Origin of the sequence: Corynebacterium sp. HMSC074E01 (assembly GCF_001808885.1) — a bacterium.
Lineage (GTDB): Bacteria > Actinomycetota > Actinomycetes > Mycobacteriales > Mycobacteriaceae > Corynebacterium.
Genome location: NZ_KV794854.1, coordinates 317,027 through 340,262, shown reverse-complemented (window position 1 = coordinate 340,262; position 23,236 = coordinate 317,027). Strand labels below are relative to the sequence as shown.

Here is a 23,236-nt window from a genome sequence, read left to right as displayed (position 1 = left end):
GCCAGGCAACCCCGATGAGCCAGGCAACCCGGATGAGCCAGGCAACCCGGACAAGCCGGACACTCCGGACGAGCCAGGCAACCCGGACAAGCCAGGCAACCCGGACAAGCCAGGCAACCCGGACAAGCCAGGCACCTCGACCATCCCGAACCTCAGCAGCCTGTGGCCGCTCATCCCGCTGGTGATTATCCCGCCGGCATTGGCCCACTTCTTTAAGCTTCCGCACCTTCCGGAGCTGCCGACGAAGCCGGCCAAGCCAGTTGAGCCGCTGAAGCCTGAGGAGCCGAAGGCACCAGAGGCACCGAGCGAGGAAGCACAGCCGACGGCCGAGCAGACCCCGAGTGCTCAGCCGAGCCAGGGCAGCCAGCCAAGCGCGACCACGAGCACCCCGGCCTCTTCCAAGAGCACCTCGTCTGGCAAGCTTGCCAACACCGGTGCTAACGTCCTGGGCCTCATTGGTGTGGCGCTGGCACTCATCGCTGGTGCAGCTCTGATTCTGCGTCCTAGCCGCCGCAAGGACTCCTAAACGCTAGGTGGCCGCAGGGGCCCTTCCGGCCCCACGGCAGTGGTTGAGTAGACCACGAGTAAACGCCCGAGCAATAGCTCGGGCGTTTCTTTTTGCTCAATTGCACTGCGGCAGTCGAAAAAGCATTCTCGAAATTCGGGGTCATATCGAGTTAGGTCTGTCTGCTTTCGGCGTGAAGCACCACTCGACCCGAGGTGAGCAAGATTGGGGAGCTCGCTGTCCAGCTCAACGACTCTCTTAGTGCTGCCGTGGGTTCTGCCGCGATCGTCGGCAGCTGGGGCGTCATCGTGGTCGAACGCGCTGGTGGATGCGAAGACCGCTTAGAGGTTTCGCCACAGCTTTATCTCCTCGCGCAGTTCTGCCCAACATTTCGTGGATTTTCTGAGAAGAGATTCTTATGCGTGTCTCCCTTCGCGCTCACCAGGAGCCTGAATCGCTGACCACGGGCGTTCCCGGTGAGCGCCAAGGGCGAGTAGGGGAAAGCGAGGGGCGGTGGGGTGAGTGTGAAGGGCGATTGGGTGAGCGCGAAGGGCTGTTTGGTGAAAGGGGCATAGGCGCGCAGCGCGGCTGTAGTGCTCTGGTAGGGGAGGCAACCCGGGTTACACAAGCAAGAAAAGGCCCCGGCCACCACACTCGCTGTGAGTTCGTGGTGGCCGGGGCCTTGCTCGGCGCTGCGCAGTGTGCCAGCGCCTGTGGCGTTAAGCGCCTTTAGATGTCGAAGGCTTCCTCGAGCAGGTTCTTCTGCTCAATCTGGTGAACCTTCGCGTTACCGGTCGCAGTCGAGGACTGCGAGCGGCGGGATACGCGGGCCATCTCCGGCATGTCCGGGATGAGGTCGCGCAGGTGCTCGTTGTAGAACGGCCACGGGCCCTGGTTAGCCGGCTCGTCCTGCACGAAGCGAATCTGCGTTGCGTTCGGGTAAGCCTCGAAAGCCTCACGCAGGCGGTTGAACGGAATCGGGTGGAGCATCTCCACGCGCACGATGGCGATGTCATCGCGGCCATCGGCTTCCTTCTTCTTAGCCAGTTCCCAGTAGAGCTTGCCGGAGACCAGCATGATGGTCTTGACCTTGTCGGTGTCGCCGACCTTCTTGCCGTTGAGGTCCACGAAGTTCGGGTCGTTGATAACGGACTGGAACTTCTTGACCTCAGTGAAGTCCGCCACGGAGGAGGTCGCGGCCTTGTTACGCAGCATGGACTTCGGGGTGAAGACCACCAGCGGGCGCTTCATCTCACCGAGGGCCTGGCGGCGCAGCAGGTGGAAGTGGTTAGCCGGAGTGGAAGGCTGGGCCACCGTCATGGAACCCTCAGCACACAGCTGCAGGAAGCGCTCGATGCGGGCGGAGGAGTGGTCCGGGCCCTGGCCCTCGTAGCCGTGCGGCAGCAGCAGGATCAGGCTGGAGAGCTGACCCCACTTGGCCTCACCGGAGGAGACGTACTCATCGATGATGGTCTGCGCACCGTTGGCGAAGTCACCGAACTGTGCCTCCCAAGCCACGACAGCATCCGGGTTGCCCACGGTGTAGCCGTATTCGAAGCCCATGCCAGCGAACTCGGTCAGGGCCGAGTTGTAGACCATGAACTTACCGCCATTGCCCTTGGACGCGGCCAGGTGAGCAACCGGGTTGTGCTCCTCACCCGTGCGCGGGTCGAAGGCCACGGCGTGACGCTGGGTGAAGGTACCGCGGCGGGAATCCTCACCGGCCAGGCGCACAACCTTGCCGGAGTTAGCCAGGGAACCGAAGGCGATGAGCTCGCCCCAGCCCCAGTCGATGCCGCCTTCGCGCGAGGACTTCTGGCGGTCCTTGGCCACCTTGGCCACGCGCTTGTGGTACTCGAAACCCTCCGGCGGGGTGCCGTAGGCATCACCGATCTCGGCGAGCTCCTCGGCGGTGATGGAGGTGTCCAGACCACGGGTCAGCTCCTGGGAGGAGGTGATACCAGTCTGCTCCTTCGGGCCAGCCTCTTCAGCCTTCTTGTGGTCGGCGAAGACGGACTCCATCTGGTCGTGGAAGTCGCGTGCAGCTGCCTCTGCCTCTTCATCGGAGAGGTCACCGCGGCCAATGAGCTCTTCGGTGTAGCGCTCACGGACGGACTTGTGGTCGTCGATGATGTCATAAAGCCGCGGCTGAGTCATGGACGGGTCATCAGCCTCGTTGTGGCCGCGTAGGCGGTAGCAGACGAGGTCAATGAAGACGTCCTTGCCGAAGCGACGGCGGTACTCGGTCGCCAGCTTGCCCACCCAGACAACAGCCTCCGGGTTATCGCCGTTGACGTGGAAGACCGGGCAATCGAAGCCCTTAGCCAGGTCGGTGGCGTAGTGGGTGGAGCGGCCGGAATCCGGGGTGGTGGTGAAGCCCACCTGGTTGTTGACCACCACGTGGACGGTACCGCCGGTGGTGTAGCCACGCAGCTGGGAAAGGTTGATGGTCTCTTGGACCACACCCAGGCCAGTGAAGGATGCATCGCCGTGGAGCATGATCGGCACAACAGTGTGGCCCTCGGCGCCCTTGTCCAGGATGTCCTGCTTGGCGCGTGCGATACCTTCCATGACCGGGTCGACGGCCTCGAGGTGAGACGGGTTAGCGGCCAGGGTGACCTTGATTTCACCGTCACCGAACATCTGAAGGTGCTCGCCCTCTGCTCCCAGGTGGTACTTCACGTCACCGGAGCCGCCCATCTGGCCGCCCTTGTAGTTGCCGTCGAACTCGCCGAAGATATCCGCCAACGGCTTGCCCACGATGTTGAAGAGAACATTCAGGCGGCCGCGGTGCGGCATGCCGATGACAACTTCGTCGAGGTCCTGGCCAGCGGCGGTGTCCACGATGGAGTCCAGCAGGGCGATGAGGGACTCAGCGCCCTCCAGGGAGAAGCGCTTCTGGCCCACGTACTTGGTCTGCAGGAAGTTCTCAAAGGCCTCAGCGGCGTTGACCTTCTGCAGGATGTACTTCTGCTCCGAGTTGGTCGGCTTCGGCATACCGGCCTCAATCTGCTCCTGCAGCCAGCCGCGCTCATCGCGGTCGAGGATGTGGGCGTACTCGGAGCCAACCTTGAGGGTGTAGGCGGAGCGCAGGCGGGTAACCACCTCGCGCAGCGTCATGGTCTCCTTGCCACCGAAACCACCGACGTTGAAGGTGCGGTCCAGATCCCAGATGGTCAGGCCGTGAGTAGCCAGGTCCAAGTCGCGGTGATCCGGCCAGGGCAGGCCCGGCTGCTTCCAACCCAGCGGGTTGATGTCCGCCAGCAGGTGGCCACGGGAGCGGTAGGCCTCGATGTACTGCATGACGCGCGTGTTCTTGTCGACGCCCGTGTTGGGGACGTCGGCAGCCCAGCGGAAGGGCTGGTAGGGAACACCCATGGACTCGAAGAGCTCGTCCCAGAAGGCATCATCCAGAATCAGCTGGCCCACGGTGCGCAGGAATTCACCGGATTCCGCGCCCTGAATGACGCGGTGGTCATAGGTGGAGGTCAGGGTAACCAGGCGGCCGACGCCGAGGTCTGCCAGGCGGTCAGCGGAGGTGCCGGCGAACTCGGCCGGGTAGTCCATGGAGCCCACGCCGATGATGGAGCCGGAGCCCTTGGTCAGGCGGGCGATGGAGTGGCGGGTGCCGATGCCACCCGGGTTGGTCAGGTTGATGGTGACGCCGGAGAAATCATCCATCGTCAGCTTGTTCTTGCGGGAGCGGTCAACGATGTCCTGGTAGGCATCGATGAACTCGGAGAAGGTCTTGTTCTCCGCTTCCTTGATGGCAGCGACGACGAGGGCGCGGGAGCCATCCTTCTGCGGAAGGTCGATGGCCAGGCCCAGGTTGACGTGCTCCGGCTGGACAACGGTGGGCTTGCCGTCCTGAAGCTCGTAGCGCACGTTCATATCCGGGTGGATCTGAACGGCCTTGACCAGCGCGTAGCCCAGAATGTGGGTGAAGGAGATCTTGCCGCCGCGGGTGCGCTTGAGGTGATCGTTGATCATCGCGCGGTTTTCCCACATGAGCTTGACCGGGATGTCACGCACGGTGGTAGCGGTGGGGATCTCCAGGGACTCGTCCATGTTCTTGGCGATTGCCTTGAACATACCCTTGAGTACGCGGGAGCCCGGCTCCGGTGCTTCCTTGATTCGGTCCAGCGGGGACTCGGACTTCTTCTCCGTCTTCTTCGCAGCCTTCGCGGGTGCGGAGGAAGCCTTCTCCTCAGCCTGGTTCTTCTTCGGTGCAGCCTGTGCCGCGCTCTTCCTCTGGGTGGGGGTGCTGGATTGAGCGTTCGCAGCCTTGGACTGTGCGGCCGCCTTCGGTGCTCCGTTGGCCTCAAAGTACTCGCGCCACTCCTTGTCTACGGAGTTCGGGTCCTTGGAGTACTGCTGAAACTGTTCGTCAATCAGCCACGCATTCGGGCCATAGATGCTCGAGTTGCTCACGGCAGATGCTCGCCTCTTTCTGTGCTTCTAAGTTTGTCTTTATTCGACTCTAGTAGGCCAATCCACGGGTGCGAAAGGCACCCCGAAAAGTGTCTCCCCTTATGATACGGCCCTTGTAAGTTTGCCCACTATCCCGGGCGGGTTTCCCGCCTTTTACTCCCCCTGCAGGGGGGAGAGCTGGGTTCCGGCATGGTCAATAACTTGGCGGCCCAATTTACGGTTGGCGGTTGTTCCCAGCACCGCGCCTACACCCATTGGCAGCAGTTTGGATACCCATGCCCACTTGAGCTTCTTGGTGGCCTGCTTCATAAACAGCTTGGTCAGGCGTCCGTTGAGGCCGCTGAGGGTCGGACCGGAAAAACGCGAGAGGGTAGCAGCGGAGGTGACGCCAGACAGCGAGGTTGCATCCCCCACAAAGGTATCGACCAGCGCGCTGCCCTGGGAGCCGGTGAGTACCACCAAGACCAGCGCGCGGCGGCGCTCCTTATCCCGGATGTTGTCACCGCGCAGGTGCGCGGAGGCGAGGATGTACCAGGCGGCGGCTTCGAGGAAGACCAGGGATTCCGCGCCGATAGTGGCCGCGCCGGTGACCAGACCGATGCCAGGGATAGCCACGGAGGCGCCTGCGGCAGCACCGGTTCCGGTGATGATGTTCATGAAGTGCTTGTCAATGAGCTCTTGTAACTCTGCCGGGCTGGCGTCGGGGTTACGCTTCTTTACGCCCTCGACATAGTTGATGATGACGGAGGATTGGACAGAAACGATTTTGTCGATGGCCCCCAGGAATCCCTTAGTAATGCGGTTGGCCTCGTCTACCTCTAAGGTGCCCACGCCCTCTGCGGGGCCGGCTTGATCGACCAATCCTTCCCGGCGACTAACTGCTTTGCCTTTGTCGTCCTTGCCAAAGACCTTGTCCAACATTGTCTCACCTAACTTCTTTACTAAAACTGCGTGTGAATTTGAACAGTATGTTTACCACCGTATCGAAAACGTTTTGTTCAGCGCGCCAGCAGGTTAGCGCATTAGGGTATGAGGCATGAGCGAGTTTGAGCCTTCCCCCTCGTGTGAGGTCAGCGCAGCTGCAGCGCGCTTGCTTGCCGAATCCCTGCATGCCCGTGCCCGCGCCGCGCAGGAGGCGGCACGCACCGCGCTTGCCGACGATCTCACGGTGCTCACCACAGGAGGTTGGGTGCGCGGTTGCATCGAGGAGGACTTGCGTCCGGACCGCCCGATTTCCGCGCCGGTGCGCTCGTGGCGCGGTATCCCTTTTGGCGCGGATACCTCGGGTGCCAACCGTTTCATGGAGCCGCGGCCTGCCCCGGCCTGGGAAGGAATCCGAGATTGCCGCGAGTTCGGACACGTGGCCCCGCAGCCGGTGTACTCCTGGACCGACCGCATCGAGGGCGCAGAAGATTGCCTGACCCTCGATGTTGTCCGGCCGCACCATTCGGGTTCGCTCGATACATCATCGGGTTCTAAGGCAAGGGAGAAGCTGCCCGTCGTGGTGTATTTGCATGGCGGCAGCTTCATTGTGGGTTCTTCCCACATGCTGATGCTGCGCGGCTTCGAGTTCGCAGCCCAGATGGACGTTGTCTATGTTTCGGTGAACTTCCGGTTGGGCGCCTTGGGCTATCTCGACGTCCGCAGTCTTGGCGGTGCGGCTTGCGCCAACCCGGCTGTGGCAGATCAGGTCTTAGCGTTGGAGTGGGTGCGCGAGAACATCGCGGCCTTCGGCGGGGACCCAGATAACGTCACGCTCATGGGGGAATCCGCCGGCGGCGCGGCGGTCCTGACACTCATGGCGGTGCCGCGCGCCGAGGGTCTGTTTCACCGCGCGATTGCGCAGTCACCGCCGATAGGCATGATTCATTCGCGGGCGCAGTCGGTGTTTTGGGCCCGCGAGCTGGTTCACAAGATGGCCTTGCCGCGCGATACCACCGCGGATGACCTGCGTCGGGAGGATTTCGCGGACTTGGTGCGCTCCGGTCAGTCCATGATGTGGCGCGCGGGCGAGTTGCTGTACCTGAACTCCTGCTACGCGCCGACTGTCGACGGTGACCTCATCCCGCAACATCCCATCGAAGCCTTTGAGGACGGCAACCAACACCCGGTGCCGCTGCTGGTGGGAACCAACTCCGGTGAGGCCAGCTTTGGAAAGTTCCTCTTCCAACGCCAGAGTGCCCGGGAGCGCGCGGCCCTGCGGCTTTTGGCCTCCTTTGATCCGGAGAGCGCACCGGACGTCATTGCGGCCTACGGCGGTGCGGTCTCGCGCCGCGACTTTGGGGACCTGCTTACCGACGCCCTCTTCTGGGCCCCCACCGTCCGCGTGGCCTCCGAACACGCGCAGCGCTATCCGACGTGGATGTACCGCTTCGACTTCGCGCCGGCAGCACTGCGCTGGTTAGGTTTGGGGGCGATGCACTCGATGGAGCTCTCCAATATCTTTGGCGATCCAGGAGCATCGCGCGTCTCCTTCCTGAACAGCATTGCCAAGCCCGCCGAAATGGAGGACGTGACCGAGACCATGCAGGCGCAGTGGGGCGAGTTCATTCGGGACGGCGCACCTCTAGAAAACTGGCCGCAATATCGCGCCCCGCAGCGCTCGACCATGGTTTTCGATGTGGAGCCGCGCGTGGAGGAGGCGCCGATGGAGGGGCGTCGCCAAGCATGGGAGGCCTACGACATGTTGGAGTGGGGCACCGGGCGTCCGGAGATTCTGAAGGAACTGGGATTCCTGCTCGATGAGGAGAGCTATTGACGGGGATCGCAGGTAAGATGTGTGGGGCCTTGGCAGCAGCCCGGGTGAGACTCCCACATGGACGGATGTTAATCACATGAGCTTTTTTGAAGATATCGCCTCTGCGCTGGACGGGGAGGGCATTGAGTCCCGCGTCAACGACGATGTGATGTTCGTGCCCATCACCTCCGATTTGGAAATCCAGTTTGTGGAAATTGACCCCATCCTGCCGGCGGCCAACGTTTACATTGCCGCAGCCGATGTGGATGAAGACGATGAAGACTTCGAGGCCGTTTTAGTTTCCGTGGCGTTCTCTGTAGAGGATGCAGTCGAGGCTGTGTCGCGTCACATCGCCACCGACCAGGTGGTGACGGTGCTGCGTGACCTGCTGGAGGGCACCGATGAACGCATCGCTGAGTTGGAGTTTCTCCAGGATGAGTTCAACCCGAACCTCGTCGTGGCGGAGGTGGCCAACGACTCGGAGCTGCGCGTGCTGGTGGAAACCATCGACGGTGTCCCGAGCGCAATCGTGCGTTTCCTCTCCTTCGACTTCGATGAGGAAGAGCTCGATGAGCTAGAGGATGAGGCAATCAGCAAGCTCTGGGAGATCGGTACCCCGGAGGACATGAGCGAGGAAGAGCGCGTTGCCATCTTCGGTGATGCGGAAGACGAGGAGGGCGGGCTAGCCCCCATCATCGAGGTTCCCGCCGAGGCTCTCGAACTGGGCACCTACACCGACTTCGACCGTCTCTTTGACGTGCTGAGCCTGGTTTCTGATCAAGCCCTGGACTGGGAAGCCCAGCTGGTTAGCATCGATGACTCCGACTTCGACGAGCCCGAGGTCTATGACATCTTCGGCGCCGATGACGATGACGATGATGACGTTCTCTTCGACGACGTTGATGACGATGACGATGATTACGACGAGGACGAAACAGAGGACGCCGATAGCGACGGTGACTCCGGGGACTAAAAGCTCCCAGGGTAGGGTAAGTGCGTACTTTTCCCTACGTTAATGAGGAGCGACGAAAACACATGCCGGACAAGAAGGCATCTCGGAGTCAACGTCTGTGTGTTGGCTCCGCACTAGTGTGCGCGGCTCTGGCCTGGGTCCTGTCGCTGAATTCGAACTACGGTAGCGGGGACTATGTTTTTGGCTCCGTGCTCTCCAGCAGTGTGTGGTGCCTGACCCTGCTCGGCGCCCTTCTCTTCCTTGCCGCACAGTGGCGTTCTTTGGGTCATCACGCATTGCTTAACCCGTTGCTGGCGGTGGCAGTGAACCTTGTGTTCTCCTCGTTGATCTTTAACGTGAATATTCCCTTGTACCTGGACATGATGGGCACGGCATTCGTGGCAATTGTCTACGGACCCGTCTTGGGGATGGGAACGGCGCTCTTGACTGCGTGCTTGGCCAGCATCAACAACCCGCTGCTTTTGGTGTACCTCCCGGTGGCCGTGGTGGTGGCCTACCTATTTGGTTGGCTGGCACGTCGTGGTGCCTTTAAGCGGATGTTGGTCATGATGCTCACCGGCGCCGGTGTGGGTGTAGTCGCCGGGCTATTGACCACGATGTGTACCTTGCTCCTGCCCAGTGAGTATGGGCAAAGCGGACCCATCAAGCTCATGGCGCTGTGGGAGCTAATTTTGCATGACGGGCGCCTGGCGGTTCTTTTGCAGAGTCTGAGCTCCGACGTGATTGATAAGACATTCACGGCCCTCGTCGTCTGCGTAGCTATTCGCTTGGCGCCGCAGCCCATCCTCCGTCTATATGACTACCCGGAGACACGCCGATCCCGTGCCCGTGTCTTAACGGAGGACAGGTTCTCGATTTCTCTTGATGAGGAACCACCCCGCAACCTCTTGGGCCGGATGCAGCGCTACTTCTAAAAGATTCACGAGCTTTAAAAGCTGCGCAGTTCCACCCACTCGGAACACACCCACATGGGACAGGAGCTAAGTAGGTACTAGGCAGCCTGGCTGAATCCTTCGAAGAGGGAGAGCGGTGAATGCACCGGGGTATAGGTGCTATCCACCAGCCACACAAACGTCGCCGCACTGCTGCTGGATATCTCATGCACCGCGGAGACAAGCTCCTCTGGGACCAGTGCCCGCACCCAGGCTTCCGCTAACGAGGGCGCGACGGGACGTCCGGTCGGATCGGTGATGCGCACGGTAATGAGATAAGCAGGCACGCGCTTTTCTCCATAGCCCAGCACACGGGCCTTGGCCCGCTCGCCCACGCGGTGGCGTGAAACAGTAAACGTCAGCGGTAGCGATTCGCCGCCCTCTATGTCCACTGGTGGCAACACCTTCGATGGTGGACGCCACTGCGGCGTGGGCCGCGCGAGCGAGCGTGGGTGGCGGATGATGCTCTCGATGGAGCGAAGCGTTTCATGGTGGTGGTAGAGGATCTCCGCGGTGAGCTCACCGGGGCTGGGCGTGGACGGGGACTGAACGGATTGGTAAATGCTGCTGTAGTTCTTCATGGCCCACACACTAGAAAACCGAGCGGACATTCCCTCCACGAGTATCGAACACGTGTGCGATGATTTGGCGGAGTGGGATACAGTGAGTGGCGATATGAAAAATAATGCTGCGCCGCAGGTTAAAATCCCGCGGGAAATTTGGGTCATGGTCACCGCCGGGTTCATCATTGCCTTGGGGTACGGACTCATTGCACCGCTGCTGCCGCAGTTCATCGTCAGCTTCGACGTCTCAATGGCCGCAGCAGGCCTCGTTGTCTCCGTCTTTTCCGCCAGCCGCCTCATCTTCGCTCCGGCCGCTGGGTTCCTCATCGACCGTGTGGGCACGCGCCGCGTCTACGTGACGGGTCTCTTCACCGTTGCGGTGACGACCGGCCTGGTGGGCGTGGCGCAGGAATACTGGCAGATCGTCGCGCTGCGCACTATCGCCGGCATTGGTTCGACGATGTTCACTGTCGCGGCGATGGGGCTCATTGTGCGTCTGGCGCCGCCCAGCATTCGCGGACGGTGTTCGGCCACTTATGCCACGTCTTTCTTGCTTGGTAACGTAATTGGCCCGCTCGTGGGCGCAAGCCTCTCCTTCTTAGGATTCCGCTGGCCCTTCTTCATCTACGGCGTCGGCGTGGCCATCGCCGCACTCGTTGTGTGGATCCTTATGCCCTCGGTCAACGAGGCCGATGAACGTCGGCGTCACCTAACACCAATGCGCTTGGAGGAAGCCTGGGCGGATACTGCATACCGCGCAGTGCTGACGTCGAACTTCGCCCAGGGCTGGATCAACATGGGCGTGCGCGTGGCGGTCCTCCCGCTGTTCGCGGCCGCCATCTTCGCCAACGGCGCATCCACATCCGGCGTTGCGCTAGCGGCCTTTGCCGCAGGCAACGCCATTGTCTTGCAGTTCTCCGGCTCCTGGTCGGACCGCGTGGGGCGCCGCCCGCTCATCGTTGCGGGGCTCGTGGGTTCCGCTCTGTTCGTGGGCACGCTGGGCTTGGCGACGAACATCGTCTCCCTCCTCATCCTCTCCGCCCTGTCAGGCGCGGCGTCAGGCCTTATTGCCCCCTCGCAGCAAGCAGCCGTGGCGGATATCGTCGGCTCGCAGCGCTCGGGCGGCCAGGTGTTATCAACTTTTCAGATGGCTGGTGACTTCGGGCAAATTCTGGGCCCCATCGTCATTGGACTGCTGGCGGATAAGTACGGGTTTGAGACTGCCTTTGGCTTCTGTGCAGTAGTGGCTGCAGTTGGCGTCGTGGCGTGGGTTTTCGGCCGCGACACCTTGGGGGAGAGAACAGGTATTCTGCGCGGCCTGCGCCGCCGCTACCGCCCACGGCGGTAATGGGCAAAAACTGGAAGACTCCGTCGGTAGTTTTCTGACGGAGTCTTCAGGGCTGTTAAGTCCTAGTGGGTGCGGCGCGCTTTCTTGCTACACGCAGCCCATCGCGGGGTGGTGCCAGTTTTGAAGCTACGCTCCCGAAAGCGCGTAAAGCCATAGACGGAAGTTTCAGACCCGTTATCTGGGCGGCTCCACCTCTTTCGGCTTCGCTCACTCGCGGCTCCCATAACCGTCCTCCACACTTCCGCACCAAGGCATTAGAGACTGAACTTTTCTTAATCTGCTAAGGAAATCTTAAAGTGGGTTAGTTGGGGGTGTCAACTTCATTATTTATATTTATGTGAGACTTAAGCCACAGTGCGTCCAGCGGCATAAAGCTGTTTAGGCATGTCACGGCGAAGGCTCCACTCAAACTGGATGGGCTTCTCGCCCCTATGCGTAACGTAGTCGACATTGCCGAGGAAGGTGTATGCCGATGCAGTGTCCACCTTGTTCCTCTTGTTGAAGCGCGTAGCAATGATGATGTTGCCGTTGAGCTCATGATGGTGGATGTAGCGCCGTGCCATCGCGGACTTGAGTGACGTGGTGGATTGGGATTCCCAGTGCAAGCGATCCGGTGCCAGTGGGTAGTCGCGGTAGTTTGTGGAAGCACTGACACTCTCGTCTTTTTGGAAGGTGACCAGGAAGAGGTCGGTGTTTGATGCGTCGAAGCGCCGTACACCTTCGCGCGGCAGATTTGCCAATTTGCGCAACGGGCCATCGTCCAAAGCTCCAACGAGCTCGGCAAGACTGTAGTCGGCGTGAGTTTCCAAGACGCTGTTCGTTGACTTCTCTGGAATGACGCGGGAGCGGTCGAGCGTGAGCTGCATGATCTGCGTTACCTCAGCGATGAAGGAAGGGCAGGCACGGATGATGCGCAGGGCCTCATCGAGGGATTCCGGCACCGTCGTATTTGAGTTAGCCCACAGCGCCAACACGAGCATGGTGGCATATCGGGTTTGCTCGGGAGTCATTTCCTTCTCGTTGGGACCGTCCGGAGAAACAAGGAGGCTATAGGCCGCTACGCGGCGAGGGTCATTGATGTGCAACAGTACGCGGATTCGGCTGAGAAGGAATTCTTCGTGCTCGTTTGCGGGGCTGGAGGGCAGTAGCTTTTCGTCGCGCAGCAGCGTGGTCCACGTAATGCCCTTGCGGCGGTAGATATCTTCCACAGGAACACCGGAGCTATTAATGAAACTAGCGAGATCGGTTGTGCCGTAATCAGAAATGAGCGCTCGTATCTTCTTAACGGAGTTACGGGCCAAGCGCTTGATGTTCTTGAGAACGCGCTCGGTCGTTACACGGTCCAAGGTGATGTTGGAGCCCGGCGGAGCAGTGGGGAAACCTTGCTCTACCTCCTTGGCGAGGTTCTTTCCGCGAGCGGCGGTAAGCACCTTGAAGCGCTCTTCGAAATCGAATTCCTCGTGCTGGAGGCCCAAGAAATCAAAGACGGTGCAGGCATTCTTTCCCTCGTGGAGACGCAGACCTCGACCAAGCTGTTGGACGAAAAGCACCGGGCTTTGCGTCGGACGCAGAAGCAGCAGCGTATTGATCGATGGAATGTCGACGCCTTCGTTGAAAATATCGACCGCGAAGATAATCTTGATAGTGCCTTCGCGAAGCTGCTCGATGGCGCGACGACGCTCATCAACGTTGAGCCTGCTGCTGACCGCTAGGGCAGGGATGCCGAAAAGGTTGAACTGCTCCGCCATGTATTCGGCGTGGGCGATGGTCACGCAGAAGCCAAGGGCTTTCATTTCGGAGAGATCGAAGATGCGACGGTTGAGCTCATTGATGATGAACCTGGTGCGCTTCTCTCCGGCCTTGAGATAAAACTCGCTCAGCTCCGAAGCTTGGTAGTCCTTCTTTCCACGGTTCCAGGTTAGGCTCGTCAGGTCGGTATCATCGTCGACTCCGTAGTAGTGCAACGGTGCGAGGAGCTGGAGGCGCAACGCATCCCAGAGGCGAAGCTCATGGGCCACGCGGTAGTCGAAATACTTCTGGACGTTCTCGCCGTCACCGCGCTCGGGTGTGGCTGTCAGTCCGAGGAGTTCACGTGGTTGCAGGTAGTCCAAAACAGCGCGGTACGTCGCGGCCTCGGCGTGGTGGAACTCATCAATGACGACGACCTCAAAATGGTCTGGCGCAATCTGGGCTAGGCGCTTGCCATGCAGAGACTGGATGCTCGCGAAGACATGGTCCCACTGGGCGGGTTGCTCACCGCTTAGGAGGAGCTCGCCAAAGCCAGCAGTACGAAGAACCTCGCGGTACGTTCGCTGGGCCTGGGTGAGAATTTCGCGCCGGTGGGCAATGAAAAGTAGTCGTGGCCTGCGCCCCAGCTTCTCGCACAGGCGGCGGTAGTCCAATGCGGCCACGACCGTCTTGCCTGTACCGGTGGCGGCAATGAGGAGGTTGCGATGACGATCGTGAACTTCGCGCTCGGACTCTAAAGCTTCGAGCATCTCTTCTTGGTAGGGGTAGGGCTCGACGCGAAGGCCAGATAGCTCGAGCTTTTCGCCGGGCTTTGATTCGAGGAACTTGGCGCTGCCGAGAGCCTCCTTGAGGCGCGCGTAGTCCTTCCCCGGAACAAAGGTTTTGAAGTGATTGTCGTACCAATAGCTATCGAAGGTCTTGATGAACTTCTCAATGATCTCCGTCGTGGAGGAACGAGAGCCCCGGACGTTCCATTCCCAGCCATCAACTAGCGCTGAGCGCGAGAGGTTCGAGCTGCCGATGAAGGCGGTGTCAAAACCAGACTGGCGCCGAAAGAGCCAGGCCTTGGCATGCAAGCGTGTGCTCTTGTGCTCATAGCAAATGCGGACTTCAGCACCGTAGTCTTCCACTAGGCGGCGCACTGCGGCTGCTTCGGTCGCCCCGCAGTACGTCGAGGTGATGACGCGCAGCGGGATCTGGCGATCCCTGAGGTACTCCAATTCATCGCTGATGACCGCAATGCCTGAAGTCTTGATGAAAGCGCACAGTAGATCGACGGAGTCGGCCGTTCGGATCTCGCGGGCAATCTCGACCGACATATTGGTATCGTCCACGCTGTTGGTAAACAAGGCACTGGAGTTGAGCGAGACTTCCGGAAGCTCTGGTGGCTCTTCATGCTCTGATCGATAGATGGCGTAGAGCAGCTGTTCTGCGGAGATGGACTCATCTGCACCAAGATGTTGTGTTAGCGCATTGATGAGGGCAACGCGGTCTTCCGCCTTCGTCATCTCGGTGAGTTTTTGTTCAAGTGCTTTGGCGAAATGCTGGGACACTGCCGCCGCGAACCGCGGGTCTACGTCCTTCTTGGATTCGTGTGCGATGCCCAGTGCAGCAGTGGGGCGAGCCTTCTTTGTTTCTTCGATTCGCTCCTGAATACGAGCGGTGACCGGGGTTTCGTAGATGCCGAAGGGCAGGATGGATTCGGAGCTCATAGGCGCGAAGAAATGAGTTTGACGGCGGGGATGTCTGCGGGAGCCCAGTCGAGTTCCCGTGCCGTGGCAGGGGTTACCCAACGCGTCTCGTCGTGATCACTAAGGGTTAGTTCACCGGACTCGATGCGGCACAGAAACGTCGTAAGCTCGATGGTGGCGAAGTCGTACTCATAGACCGTCGTGGTGACCTCGTCACCAACGGTTGCGGTTACGGAAAGCTCTTCCTTGATCTCACGCGCGAGCGCCTGCTCCGGGGTTTCGCCCGATTCAATTTTGCCACCCGGAAATTCCCACATGCCGGCTAGGGACTTTCCTGCAGCTTTGCGGCAAGCTAGGAATCGATTGCCGTCGACGAAGACGGCTCCGACAACACGAATCGGTGAACTCATGGGCACTAGTATGCCGGCTGGCCCCGGTCTTATCTAGGAATTCGCGGACGTGGTGGCAGAAAAATGCGCCGTCACAATGTCATCAATCAACCGCGCGGCCAGCTTGGCGGTGTGGTTGTCGGTGTCGAAGGTGGGGTTGAGCTCGACGACGTCGACAAGCGCCAGGCGTCCCGAGGCGGCGATGGTGAGTGCGAGTTCCCGGATGGTGTTTAACGGCACGCCGAGGCCGGCGGGGGCGGAGACACCTGGTGCTTGGTCGGCAGGCAGGACATCCAAGTCGATGGAGAGGTGGATGGGCTTGGTGCCGGAGCAGATGCGCGCGACGGTGTCGCGCACCTGGGTGCGGTTCATGTTGAGCAATTCCTCGTCGAGGACGACGGTGACGCCGAGGGCGGCGGCTTCGTCGAAAAGCACCGGCGTGTTGTTGGGGCGGGAGATTCCCAGGACGGAATAGTCGAAGTCCTCGCGGCCCGCCAGGTCAGCAATCTGCTTGAACGGGGTGCCGGAGGTGGGCACGTCCGCGGTGCGGAGATCGAAATGCGCGTCCAAGTTGATGATCTGCAGAGGGCCTAGGGCGCGGAAGGCGCCGCGGTGAGAGCCGAAGGCAGTTTCATGGCCGCCGCCGAGGATGATGGGCAGGTGCCCGGCGCGTGAGAGTGATTCCACTGCGTCGGAGAGGCGCTCGTGGGAGCCCTCCAGGTCGGTGCCTTGGGTGGTGATCGTGCCGGCGTCGTACAGCGGGTGCGTATGGTGCAGCGCCAGGGAACCCAGGGCACCGCGCAGAGCGGCCGGGCCCGCAGCCGCGCCGGGGCGGCCATGGTTGCGCTCAACGCCCTCGTCGGAGGCAAAACCAAGGAGTGCGACGCCGGGTTCTGCCTGGGGCTTGGCGACGTCCAGCGGGCGAACCACGCTGTGCCACCGCGCATGCTCGGGGCCCGGGCCATCGGAGCGGCCGGACCACTCGGGGGCAGGGGAGTAGGCGGGGGCATCAACGGTGTTCATGGTTATCCTTTCGCGTCTGTTCCTTGCGGAGCTGTTCCCTGTGGGGTGCTCGCGGCGGCGGTGCGGCGGCCGGTGAGGTAGAAAATGGCGGTCATCAGGAGGATGAAGATAACGCCCGTGGCCAGTGCCGGACGGTACTGCTCCTGCCACACCATGATGCCAAAAGTGAAGATGATGAAGGCGATGGAGAAGTATTGGCCCCAGGGCCAGAAGGGGACGGTGTATTCCAGACTGGCGCGTTCTTCGGTGGGCATCTGGCGGCGGGAGGCCACGTGGGCCAGGAGGATCATCAACCACACGTAGATGGTGGCGAAGGTAGCCAGGGAAGCGATGATTTCGAAGACATTCTCCGGGATGAGCGCGTTGAGTGCGGTGCCGATGATCATGACGATAAGCAGGATGATCATGGTCATGACGGGCACACCGCGGGTCTTTTTGGCCATGACTTTTGGTGCGAGGTTCTGGCGTGCCAGGCCGGTAAGGACGTTGCCGGCGCCGAAGAGATCGGCGTTAATGGCGGAAACAGCCGCGGTGATGACGACGATGTTGAGGGCGGCCGCAGCCCAGGTGACGCCCAGGGTGGAGAAGATCTGGACGAAGGGGCTTTCCTCACCGGTGATGCTGCGCCAGGGGTTGATCATGAGGATGACCAGGATGGCTAGGACGTAGAACAGCAGGATGCGCACCGGGATGGTGTTGACGGCCTTCGGCACGGACTTGGCGGGATCTTCTGCCTCCGCACTGGCGACGCCGACGATCTCCGTGCCGCCGAAGGCGAAGAGGACCAAGATGAAGGAGGCGACCATGCCGGAGACGCCGTTGGGGAAGAAGCCGCCATCGTTGACCAGGTTGGCCGGGCCGGTGGTCTCCGCGGTGGAGAGGCCGAAGACGAGCACGGCTACGCCGCCTAGGATCATGGCGATGACGGCGCCGACCTTGACGATGGTGAAGGCGAATTCCAGCTCACCGAAGGCCTTGACAGTGGCGAGGTTGGCGCCGCCGACAAGGAGCAGTGTGGCCGCGACCCACACCCACTTGGGCGAGCCGGGGAACCAAAATTGCATGTAGACGCCGATGGCGGTGAGATCCGCGAGGGCCACGATGACCATTTCGAAGGCGAACATCCAGCCGGTGATGTAGCCGGCCCAGGGGCCTAGGAAGGTGCGGGCGTATTCGGCGAAGGAGCCGGTGACGGGGTGGTGTACGGACATCTCACCGAGTGCGCGCAGGAGGAAGTAGACCACGGCGCCGCCGAGAAGGTAGACCAAGAGCACCGAGGGGCCGGCGGCTTGGATGGCGCCGGCGGAGCCATAGAACAGGCCGGTGCCGATGGCCGAGCCCAAGGCGATGAAGTGCAGGTGCCGGTGTTTCAAGCCGGGGCGCTTGGGGGTGGTTTCTGCCACGGGGATGCGTCCTCCTCTGTCCCCTGTATGGCGCTTGGTGGTCCTGGCACCGCGCATTAAGGGGAGTAGTTGGTGCGGGTGGGTCTGGGAGTTACTTTCCTCTAGTTCAGACGTGGGGTCAATTTTGTGGTGGGGGTGGTGCGATTGGGTGTATGGCGGGGGCCGCATTCTTTGCGTGGGGGTGACGTGGGTGACATTTGTTTATGGTGCCGCTAGTATGTGGAAGACCTGCGTGTGGCTGTCGCGTGGGCATGGCTTAAAAGCAACCGCCCTTTTTGGTTTGTGATTGCTTGGCGCGTTCAAGAAGTGAGCGTGTTGTGGCCGTGCTAGTGACGTGTAGTTTCCACCACCGTGAGGTAGAACATGAACTCTGAAGACGCAATTGTTGACGCCTTCTACGAAAGCGACGACGATGTCCCCTCCAAGAAGGGCATCTGGCGCCTCTTTGTCTACAGCGCTATTGGCGCTTTCGTATTCTTCTTTCCCATCAGCTATGACGGAAAGAAGTCCATCCCGCTTGACCACATGGTCACCATCATCCGCACCTATGCTGAGGCTTTCGTGCCATGGTTCATCCTGGCGCTGGCGCTTTATGGCACGGTGCGCAGCATCGTGAACAAGAACTGGCGGGAGGGGCCACTGCAGGCGGTTTTCACCGCGCTCAACGTGGTGGGCCTGGTGGTCTCCTTCCTCATGGTCATTGGAACGCTGCCGGGAGTGCTGGCCAACGAGGACATCGTGCCCTTCCTGTGGAATTCCATTGCCACCCCGGTAGGCCTTATCGTGCCGATTGGCGGCGCCTTCCTCGGCCTTCTGATTGGCTATGGCCTCCTAGAATTCGTCGGCGTATTCATGCAGCCCATCATGCGCCCGCTGTGGCGCACGCCGGGGCGCTCCGCCATCGATGCGGTGGCCTCCTTCGTGGGTTCTTACTCGTTGGGAATCCTCATTACTGACCGCGTGTACCAGCGCGGCGGCTACACCGCGCGTGAGGCTTCCATCATTGCGACGGGCTTCTCGACGGTCTCAGCTGCCTTCATGGTGATCGTGGCCAAGCAGCTCGACCTGATGGATATGTGGGGCATCTACTTCGCGGTATCCCTCGTGGTGACCTTCCTGGTTACGGCGATTACCGTGTGGATTCCGCCGCTGAGCAGGATTCCTGATGACTACATCGATGGTGTGGAAGCGGATCCGGAAAAGCCAGTGAAGGGCAATTTCTTTAAGGCAGCGTGGCGTGAGGCGCTGCTGGCGCTGGACCGCGCGCCGTCCTTGGGTGCTGCCATTTGGGAGAACCTGCGCGATGGCGTGCGCATGGCGGCGGCGATTGTGCCCTCCATCATGTCCGTGGGCCTGATTGGCTTGTTGCTGGCCAACTTCACCCCGCTCTTCGATTGGTTGGGCTACCTGTTCTATCCATTCGCGTGGCTTGTCCAGCTGCCAGAACCGGAGCTGGCGGGCAAGGCCGCGGCAATGGGCATTGCGGAGATGTTCCTGCCGGCGACAGCTGTGGCGGGTTCTGAGAGCATGGTGCTCAAGTTCGTTATCGGCGTGGTGGCGATTTCCGCCATCATCTTCTTCTCCGCGCTGGTGCCGTGCATCTTGGCCACCAAGATTCCGATCAAGCTGTGGCAGATCGTGGTCATCTGGTTCGAGCGCGTGGTGCTCACCATCATTATTGCGACGCCGATTGCTTTCCTGGTGATTTAGCTGGGACTTAAATGAGGTCTCATTAGAATGTGGGCCCATGAGTACCTCCCGAGTCCCGGCGGCGCGCAACGCGCTGGAGATCCTGCGGTTGCTGTCCACCATCGACGTGCCGATTTCCGCCGCACGCATCCGCAGTGAGCTGGACCTGCCGCGCTCGTCCACCTACCACCTGCTCAAGGAGATGGTGGACGCGGGATTCGTGGTGCACCTGCCGGAAAACCAAACCTATGGTTTGGGGCTCGCCGCCTACTCTATGGCCGCGGCCTATGCCACGCAGCAGCCCCTCGTGAAGGCAACGCAGGGGCACCTTGAACGCATCGCCAGCACCGTGGGCGGCTCGGGGCACCTGTCGCGCTTGGCGGGTTCGGAGATCCTCTACCTCAACGAGGTGCGCGCGCCGGGGGCGCTGTCATTGGTCACAGAGAAGGGGGTGCGGCTGCAAGCCCAGCGCACGGCCTCCGGGCGCGCCATGCTGGCGCTGCTACCAGAAGCGGAATGGCGGGCGGCATATTTCCCTGGTTCTCTAGGCTTTGGCGAATACAAGGACATCTTGCGCCAGGTGCGCGAGCGTGGTTGGGCCGAAGAAATTGAGGTGGTGGCGCGCGGGCAGGCGTCGGTTGGCGTGGCGGTGGTGGACCACGTGGGCAGGCCCGCGGCGGCGCTGGCGGTGACCTTTCCCGTGGGCACCGTTGATGCCGAGGGCGTGGCGGAGAAATTACACGCGGCTGCGCAGCAGGTTGCGGCGAGGATGTACGGGCGCCGTTAGTGCGCGTGGGTGTGCGAGGTGCTTGCGCGCCGGGGAACCTGTTGTACTATGAGCGCAGCGCGTAAGGCTGTCGCGCGTATCACTATTTTTCTAAACTTGTGAAAGCAAGTACGTATTTTCGCGTGCCTTTTCTACCCCTTATTGAAAGGGGTGAGGTGCGGGTAATGCAGTGACGTCGAAGGAGCCTTGCATGTCCAATTCTTATCCCTCCACCGTGACCGTGGGTATCGGTGCGCTGAGCATCGAAGAGGTTGTAGCCGTAGCGCGCTATGGCGCACAGGTAGAAATTTCTGAGGATGCCCTGGCGGAAATCGCTTCCACTCGCGAGCGCGTCGAGGAGCTGGCCCAGGACCCGACTCCGGTATACGGCATTTCTACTGGTTTCGGCGCGCTGGCCCGCCGTCATATTCCGGAGGAGATGCGCGCGCAGCTGCAGCTCTCGCTCGTGCGCTCCCATGCTGCGGGCACGGGCCCGGAGGTAGAGCAAGAGGTCATCCGCGCGCTCATGTTGCTGCGCCTGTCCACCCTGTGTACTGGCCGCACCGGCGTGCGTCCGGTGGTGGCGCAGACTTATGCTGCGGTGCTCAACGCCAACATCCACCCGGTGGTCCGCGAATACGGCTCCTTGGGCTGCTCCGGCGACTTGGCCCCGCTGGCACACTGCGCGCTGGCGTTGTTGGGTGAGGGCGAGGTGCGCGTCGACGGCGGCGACATCACCCCGGCCGCAGAAGCTCTTGCGGCTGCGGGCATTGAGCCGCTCAAGCTGCGGGAGAAGGAAGGCTTGGCGCTAATTAACGGCACCGACGGCATGCTGGGCCAGCTGTGCCTGGCTATTACAGATCTGCGAGAACTGGCCAAAACCGCGGACATTGCCACCGCAATGACCGTGGAAGGCCTGCTGGGCACCCTGGTGGTCTTCGCCGATGACCTGCAGCAGCTGCGCCCGCACCCGGGCCAGGCGGATGCCGCGGCCAATATCTTGACGGTGGCGGAAGGCTCAGAGATTCTCGCAGCCGCCCTCGAGGACTTCAAGAAGAAGCAGGTCCAGGACGCCTATTCGGTGCGCTGCGCCCCGCAGGTGGCCGGTGGTTTCCGCGATACTTTGGCGCACACCGCCTTGGTGGCTGAGCGCGAGCTGGCCGCGGCCGTCGACAACCCGGTTGTGGCCAAGGATGGGCGCGTGGTTTCCAACGGTAACTTCCACGGCGCGCCGGTGGCCTATGCGCTGGACTTTTTGGCCATTGTTGTGGCTGACCTGGCTTCCATTTCTGAGCGCCGGACCGACCGTTTCCTCGACGTCGCTCGCAACCGCGGCCTCAACGCCTTCCTGGCCGATGATCCGGGAGTGGACTCCGGCCACATGATTGCGCAGTATGCGCAGGCGGGCATCGTCTCTGAACTCAAGCGCCTGGCCAACCCGTCTTCGGCGGATTCCATCCCGTCTTCGGCGATGCAGGAAGACCACGTCTCCATGGGCTGGTCGGGTGCGCGCAAGCTGCGCAAGGCAGTCGACGGTCTGCAGCGCGTGCTCGCCATCGAAATTCTCACCGCCGCTCGCGCCATCGATATGCGCGAGGGCAAGCCGGCCAAGGGAACTGGCGCGGTGATCGATGCGCTGCGCCAGACCGTCCAGGGGCCAGGCACCGACCGCTACCTCTCCCCGGAGATTGAGGAGACCGTGCGCCTGGTCAAGGAAGGTGCATTGGTGGATGCGGTAGAGGGGGCCGTCGGCACGCTGCGCTAACTCCGCCCCAGCCCCGTGGCATGTGCCATGGGGCCTTCTCTTGCCGTCTTAATTCCAAAAGTGCAGACCTGGAAGTGCAGACCTGCCCCGTGGTCGTCGTAAAGCAGTGTCCTCGCGCTTGACGACGCCCACCTGCATGAATGCACTTCCAGGTCTGCACTTTTAGGCCGGTCACCGGATTACAGGTAGTGCGGGGAGGTGAAGAACGGAAGCCTATCTGTGGCGAGGCACACAAAGCTGGGTTATGAGTAGTGCATGAACAATGAACAACTCTTTAACTTTTTAGACCAACATCTTATCGACCTTCGCAAGCTACCCAATGATGATCCCCGGTGGAAGAAGGTGCATGCTGGCAAGGTGGCCAAGCTGGCGTGGTGCTTCGTACTGCCGATGATGCATTGGCACGAACTCAAGCCGTGGCAGAAGGAGACCGCGAAGGCGTACGTGCTCGGGTTGACCTTGCCCAAGGCGACATTAGTGGGAAAGTCCGCCGCTCTTATTCACGGAATTCCGCTGGTTGTGCCGCCGACCGAATGGGAGGCGACGTTGCCCTCGAACTCGGTACCTCCACAATCTAAAGCCACTGTCCGTTATCGCCGCATGGATTTGCGCGGTAAAGAAACAGTCGTGCACGGGATTCGCGTGTCAACCCTAGAACGCACGGCCATTGATATTGCGCGGTTCTATGGATTTGAGGAGGGGCTCGTTGCCGTCGATGCCGTGCGGGCGCGCAATGTAGGTCAGTTCGGGATTAACGAGACGCTCGGCGCTATGGGAAGAGTTAAGGGTGTTGCCGCCGCGCGGTGGGCGGTTGCTGAAAGCGTCAATTGTGCGGAGTCACCGTGGGAATCCTATGCCCGTGCCTTGATTCTTGCGGCGGATTACCCGGAGTTGCGCTGGGTTAAGGCGCAATATGTGATTGAAAAGTATCGAGCGGATCTGGTTATTAATGGGTGGCTCGTGATTGAGATTGACGGGAACGTCAAGTACCGCTTCGAGGCCGAAGAGGTAATTCGCGCGGAGCATCGGCGCCAGCAAGCCATCCTCAATAAGGGCTACATCGTTTTGAGGTTTAGCCCAGAACAATTGAGTTCGCGGCCTGACTATTTCCAGGAGACGGTGGGGAAGCACTTGGCGCGCGGCCCGCGTTTGTAGATGTGCAGACCTGGAAGTGCAGACCTGCTGGTCGTCGTCAGGCACTGCCTTGGCGCTTCACGACAGCACGCTGCATGAATGCACTTCCAGGTCTGCACTTTTGGGTTTGGTAGAGGC

16 protein-coding genes are annotated in these 23,236 nt (G+C 61.1%); 9 read left to right on the top strand and 7 right to left on the bottom strand.

What is annotated here, in order from left to right:
- Window positions 1-526, top strand: a 526-nt coding sequence (locus tag HMPREF2537_RS13070; RefSeq protein WP_148138153.1) for an LPXTG cell wall anchor domain-containing protein, incomplete at its 5' end; no start/stop codon positions are given.
- A 708-nt stretch (window positions 527-1,234) separates the two neighbouring features.
- On the opposite strand, the gene HMPREF2537_RS10965 is transcribed toward HMPREF2537_RS13070, so the two are convergent.
- Complete coding sequence (locus tag HMPREF2537_RS10965; protein WP_070528925.1) at window positions 1,235-4,936, bottom strand: multifunctional oxoglutarate decarboxylase/oxoglutarate dehydrogenase thiamine pyrophosphate-binding subunit/dihydrolipoyllysine-residue succinyltransferase subunit; 3,702 nt, start codon at window positions 4,934-4,936, stop codon at window positions 1,235-1,237.
- A 153-nt stretch (window positions 4,937-5,089) separates the two neighbouring features.
- Window positions 5,090-5,857: a hypothetical protein gene (locus tag HMPREF2537_RS10960; RefSeq protein ID WP_070528921.1), complete on the bottom strand. Its 768-nt coding sequence runs from the start codon at window positions 5,855-5,857 to the stop codon at window positions 5,090-5,092.
- Between the two features lie 115 nt (window positions 5,858-5,972).
- Between HMPREF2537_RS10960 and HMPREF2537_RS10955 the strand changes: the two genes are divergently transcribed.
- The 3 genes from HMPREF2537_RS10955 (at window position 5,973) to HMPREF2537_RS10945 (ending at window position 9,560) form a co-directional block, all read left to right on the top strand.
- Window positions 5,973-7,694 (top strand): carboxylesterase/lipase family protein, encoded by a 1,722-nt coding sequence (locus HMPREF2537_RS10955; protein WP_070528917.1) that lies wholly within the window; start codon window positions 5,973-5,975, stop codon window positions 7,692-7,694.
- A gap of 76 nt (window positions 7,695-7,770) precedes the next feature.
- Window positions 7,771-8,646 (top strand): DNA primase, encoded by an 876-nt coding sequence (locus HMPREF2537_RS10950; protein ID WP_070528915.1) that lies wholly within the window; start codon window positions 7,771-7,773, stop codon window positions 8,644-8,646.
- A 62-nt stretch (window positions 8,647-8,708) separates the two neighbouring features.
- Window positions 8,709-9,560 carry a hypothetical protein gene (locus HMPREF2537_RS10945; RefSeq protein WP_070528911.1) on the top strand — a complete coding sequence of 284 codons (852 nt, stop codon included), beginning with the start codon at window positions 8,709-8,711 and terminating at the stop codon, window positions 9,558-9,560.
- Window positions 9,561-9,637: 77 nt separating this feature from the next.
- On the opposite strand, the gene HMPREF2537_RS13065 is transcribed toward HMPREF2537_RS10945, so the two are convergent.
- Window positions 9,638-10,159 carry a hypothetical protein gene (locus HMPREF2537_RS13065; protein WP_246820314.1) on the bottom strand — a complete coding sequence of 174 codons (522 nt, stop codon included), beginning with the start codon at window positions 10,157-10,159 and terminating at the stop codon, window positions 9,638-9,640.
- Between the two features lie 94 nt (window positions 10,160-10,253).
- Here HMPREF2537_RS13065 and HMPREF2537_RS10935 point away from each other — a divergent pair, with 94 nt between their 5' ends.
- Window positions 10,254-11,489, top strand: a complete 1,236-nt coding sequence (locus HMPREF2537_RS10935) for an MFS transporter (protein ID WP_070529501.1) — start codon at window positions 10,254-10,256, stop codon at window positions 11,487-11,489.
- 344 nt (window positions 11,490-11,833) lie between these two features.
- On the opposite strand, the gene HMPREF2537_RS10930 is transcribed toward HMPREF2537_RS10935, so the two are convergent.
- From HMPREF2537_RS10930 to HMPREF2537_RS10915, 4 genes are read right to left on the bottom strand one after another with little or no spacing between them, the layout of a single operon-like run.
- Window positions 11,834-14,950, bottom strand: coding sequence for a DUF3427 domain-containing protein (locus HMPREF2537_RS10930; protein WP_070528908.1), 3,117 nt, complete (start codon window positions 14,948-14,950; stop codon window positions 11,834-11,836).
- The gene (locus tag HMPREF2537_RS10925) at window positions 14,947-15,339 is read right to left on the bottom strand and encodes a (deoxy)nucleoside triphosphate pyrophosphohydrolase (protein ID WP_070528905.1); all 393 of its coding nucleotides are present in this window, start codon (window positions 15,337-15,339) and stop codon (window positions 14,947-14,949) included. The genes HMPREF2537_RS10930 and HMPREF2537_RS10925 overlap by 4 nt, the downstream gene beginning before the upstream one ends.
- Before the next feature lie 33 nt (window positions 15,340-15,372).
- The gene (gene hutG / locus HMPREF2537_RS10920; RefSeq protein WP_070528902.1) at window positions 15,373-16,341 is read right to left on the bottom strand and encodes a formimidoylglutamase; all 969 of its coding nucleotides are present in this window, start codon (window positions 16,339-16,341) and stop codon (window positions 15,373-15,375) included.
- 2 nt (window positions 16,342-16,343) lie between these two features.
- On the bottom strand, window positions 16,344-17,744 hold the full coding sequence (locus HMPREF2537_RS10915; RefSeq protein WP_070528899.1) for an amino acid permease: 1,401 nt from the start codon (window positions 17,742-17,744) through the stop codon (window positions 16,344-16,346).
- A 363-nt stretch (window positions 17,745-18,107) separates the two neighbouring features.
- Here HMPREF2537_RS10915 and HMPREF2537_RS10910 point away from each other — a divergent pair, with 363 nt between their 5' ends.
- The 4 genes from HMPREF2537_RS10910 (at window position 18,108) to HMPREF2537_RS10895 (ending at window position 23,119) form a co-directional block, all read left to right on the top strand.
- Window positions 18,108-19,454, top strand: a complete 1,347-nt coding sequence (locus HMPREF2537_RS10910; protein WP_070528896.1) for a YjiH family protein — start codon at window positions 18,108-18,110, stop codon at window positions 19,452-19,454.
- Window positions 19,455-19,491: 37 nt separating this feature from the next.
- Window positions 19,492-20,220 carry an IclR family transcriptional regulator gene (locus HMPREF2537_RS10905; RefSeq protein ID WP_070528893.1) on the top strand — a complete coding sequence of 243 codons (729 nt, stop codon included), beginning with the start codon at window positions 19,492-19,494 and terminating at the stop codon, window positions 20,218-20,220.
- 190 nt (window positions 20,221-20,410) lie between these two features.
- Window positions 20,411-21,964 carry a histidine ammonia-lyase gene (gene hutH, locus HMPREF2537_RS10900; protein WP_070528888.1) on the top strand — a complete coding sequence of 518 codons (1,554 nt, stop codon included), beginning with the start codon at window positions 20,411-20,413 and terminating at the stop codon, window positions 21,962-21,964.
- Window positions 21,965-22,219: 255 nt separating this feature from the next.
- On the top strand, window positions 22,220-23,119 hold the full coding sequence (locus HMPREF2537_RS10895) for a DUF559 domain-containing protein (protein WP_070528886.1): 900 nt from the start codon (window positions 22,220-22,222) through the stop codon (window positions 23,117-23,119).
- Window positions 23,120-23,236 lie beyond the last annotated feature (117 nt).